This window comes from Weissella sp. DD23 (assembly GCF_001579105.1).
In the GTDB taxonomy this organism is placed as follows: domain Bacteria; phylum Bacillota; class Bacilli; order Lactobacillales; family Lactobacillaceae; genus Weissella; species Weissella cibaria.
In genome coordinates this window covers 205,834-208,959 of the sequence record NZ_KQ970392.1, presented here as the reverse complement: position 1 = coordinate 208,959, position 3,126 = coordinate 205,834, and the positions used below count along the sequence as shown (strand labels likewise).

General features: G+C 44.2%; 2 protein-coding genes and 1 pseudogene. All 3 read right to left on the bottom strand.

What is annotated here, in order from left to right; translation table 11 throughout:
- Positions 1-185, bottom strand: a pseudogene (locus WEIDD23_RS14555) (UDP-N-acetylglucosamine 1-carboxyvinyltransferase); the annotation flags it as partial.
- 321 nt (positions 186-506) lie between these two features.
- A complete protein-coding gene (locus tag WEIDD23_RS05275; protein WP_062358819.1) occupies positions 507-2,117 on the bottom strand; it encodes a CTP synthase in 1,611 nt (536 codons plus the stop codon).
- Positions 2,118-2,426: 309 nt separating this feature from the next.
- The coding region (gene pnuC / locus WEIDD23_RS05270; RefSeq protein WP_062358818.1) for a nicotinamide riboside transporter PnuC at positions 2,427-3,126 on the bottom strand (700 nt) is incomplete at its 5' end.

The window sequence follows — 3,126 nt, the reverse complement described above, 5'->3', positions numbered from 1 at the left end:
ACGTTCATTGATTCCAAAATTACTTGCAAGTTGTATACATCTAAAATATCAGGCACACTATCAAACTTCACTGGCGTTTCTGCTAGAATCGCTGCCGGAATCAATGCCACTGTTGAATTCTTTGCGCCACCGATAGTCACTTCGCCACTCAGGCGACGACCACCATGGATAACCAATTTCTTCATTATTTTCACCCTTTTTATTAACAGGGGTTGCCCCCTACGCCCGTTCAGGCCCGTTCATTTCATTAACTATTGTCTGTTATCGCAGTTACTAATCGACTATCGCCGATCAGGACGTTTCCTCGTCACCTGGATAACATTCCTTGTCAATTTTACAGTACAGATACACCAATAACAAGGAAACTTGCCATTCCGGCGTAAGGCGTAAACATTACTTTAAAATTATCAATTTGGTTAGTTCTATGACGAAATATTGAGAAAGCCAGTCCCCGTAAAAAAGAGCTCGTTCCCCATCATTGGAAACGAGCTCTTACATTAACTAAATTAAGCTTCCTTCTTGTCCAAAGCAGCCTTAACAAAGGCACCGTACAAAGGTTCTGGACGGTATGGACGTGACAAGAATTCTGGGTGGTATTGGGCAGCCACGAAGAAGTCGTTTTCTGGCAATTCAATAATTTCCATCAAGCGATCATCAGGTGACGTTCCGGCAAAGACCATACCAGCATCTTCGAATTCCTTACGGTAATCAATGTTGAATTCGTAACGGTGACGGTGACGCTCTTGGATCTCATCTTGACCCTCATAGATTGCCTTCATCAACGTACCATCCTTCAAGTCAGCTGGGTACAAACCAAGACGCAAAGTACCACCACGATCCGTAACTTCCTTTTGGTCGTTCATCAAAGCGATAACTGGCGCATCTGTGTCTGGGTTCAACTCAATTGAGTTGGCATCCGCGTAACCAAGGACGTGACGAGCAAATTCAACTGAAGCCAATTGCATTCCCAAGCATACGCCCAAGAATGGCACATTGTTCTCACGAGCAAATTGGATTGCTGAAATCTTACCTTCAGTACCACGAGCTCCGAACCCACCAGGCACGATCACACCATCAGCATCAGCCAACAATTCTGAAACGTTCTCATCGTTAACCTTTTCTGAGTTGATGGCGTTGATTTCTACATCAGCGTCAACCGCGTAACCACCGGCACGCAATGCTTCGTTAACTGAAATGTAGGCATCTTGCAAATCAGCATACTTTCCAACCAACGTAATCTTCAACTTCTTCTTCAAGTTGCGGATCTTTTCAATCATGGCTGTCCATTCAGTCATGTCAGCTGGTTCAGCCGTCAAGCCCAAACGCTTCAAGATAACATCGTCCATGCCTTGCTTTTGCATGTTCAAAGCAATTTCGTACAAGATGTCAACGTCCAAAGACTCAATAACTGCTTCTGGCGCAACGTCCGTGAACAATGCCAACTTCTCACGCATCTCTGGCGTAATTGGTTGCTCAGTACGAACAACCAACATGTCAGGTTGAATTCCCAATGAACGCAACTCAGCAACTGAGTGTTGCGTTGGCTTCGTCTTCATTTCTCCTGCAGCACGCAAGTATGGAATCAATGACGTGTGGATGTATGCGACGTTTTCAGCACCAACTTCGCGCTTCATTTGACGCAATGCTTCGATGAATGGCAATGATTCAATATCACCAACCGTTCCACCAACTTCAGTAATCACGATGTCAGCATCCGTTGTTTCAGCGGCGCGCATCATCTTTTCCTTCAATGCATTCGTGATGTGTGGAATAACTTGTACAGTTGCACCATCATAATCACCACGACGTTCCTTGGCCAAAACTTCAGAGTAAACACGACCTGACGTCACGTTTGAATACTTGTTCAAGTTAATGTCGATGAAACGCTCATAGTGTCCCAAGTCCAAGTCAGTTTCCAAACCATCATCAGTGACAAAAGTTTCACCGTGTTGATATGGTGACATCGTTCCTGGGTCGACGTTAATGTATGGATCAAACTTTTGTACGGCAATCTTGAAACCGCGGTTCTTCAACAAGCGGCCCAATGATGCTGCGACGATACCTTTACCCAATGATGAAACCACACCACCGGTAACAAAGACGTACTTAGCTGTCATAAAAATAATCCTCCGAGTTCTTTGTGCAGGAGCAATAAAAAATAAAAAAGCTCCCAATGCTAATTATAGCGTTGGGAGCGTTAATCAACTTTGATTACGTCTTGTATTAAACAAATACAAGAGCCCGGAACTTAATAATACACACCTTTTCAAAGTAAGTCAATATTAAGTGCCAATATTATTTATTTTAATCTTTGCCACAGCAGCTCTTGTTCTAAGATCCCTGGCTTTGGCCAGGAATCAAGAACAAGGACGCACCTGATAAGGGCGACTTGGTCACGTCGAAGGTTTTAAAAACCTCCGACATTCCTAGTCTTCTTTATCTGCCACACGCAAACTCTTCTTAAACCATGGTGAGGCAAAGAAGGCGATGACGTCGTTTCCCATGTACAACATGTACGTAAAGAACAAGACCAATGAGGCATCCCCTTGTGCGGCGGTCATCCCCCACAAGACAACTTGTGCGATTCCCTGTAGGAACCACATGTAGTAAGCCTCTGAAAAGCGGAGCGTCGTTAACACTGCCCCGGTAATTCCGATAGCAGCTGCACCCGCGTCAATCAACGGACGTGGTGAGTGTGTGATATAAATTTCGAAAAAGTACAGCGCCACAAATGACAAGACAAAGACTAAAACAAAGAACGTCCGTGTCTTAGCAAAGGTCATTTTTTCGCCACGATCTTTTACTTCACTAATCTTGCGTACATTCATGGCCACATTCTTTGACCATGATGGCATTAAAATAACCGGCAAATCCAACAAAATAATATAAACGAATTGCAAAATTGCATCTGCCGGGTTGTGCGCTTCAATTGCCAAACCGATGTATACAAGGGCCGAAATTAACCCTAAAATACCGTTCACAGGTCGTGCATTCGTAATTGCCAAGGTTGTCGTAAACCCTAGCAAGGCGGCAATCAACGTCCAAACAGCCATCCCCGTAACAGGGTTAGCAATCGTTTGACTAATCAGAAAACCAAACCCGAACATCAACAACATGTATGAGGCT

Excerpts from the sequence above, each read along its gene's own strand:
- WEIDD23_RS05275 (WP_062358819.1), bottom strand. The coding sequence starts at position 2,117 with ATGACAGCTAAGTACGTCTTTGTTACCGGTGGTGTGGTTTCATCATTG.